We start from the raw sequence: 240 nt of genomic DNA on the forward strand, positions 1-240 counted from the left end.
CCCCCTAGCCACTTTAGACGCATCAACAAACAAGTATTCCCTTTGCTGTTGGCGAGCAATCGCTTCAATATACTGAAGCATTTGTAGCGCAATACCCTTAGTTTGGTATTTTGGCGAAACATAGCAGCAATCAATATTGCAGCCCTCTAGCTCAATAAAGCCCACTACAGTTTCAGCTTGCAAGGCCACAAAGCAGCGTTCGGCTTTTAAGCGTTGCTGCCAATATGAGTAATCTACGGG

Annotated in this window: 1 protein-coding gene; it reads right to left on the reverse strand. The window is 45.4% G+C overall.

What is annotated here, in order from left to right:
- Positions 1 to 240 (reverse strand): GNAT family N-acetyltransferase (locus Q4528_RS15750; RefSeq protein WP_303522667.1); only part of this gene is annotated, 240 nt, incomplete at both ends.

It is taken from the genome of Staphylococcus pasteuri (assembly GCF_030547725.1).
Taxonomy (GTDB): Bacteria; Bacillota; Bacilli; order Staphylococcales; family Staphylococcaceae; genus Staphylococcus; species Staphylococcus pasteuri.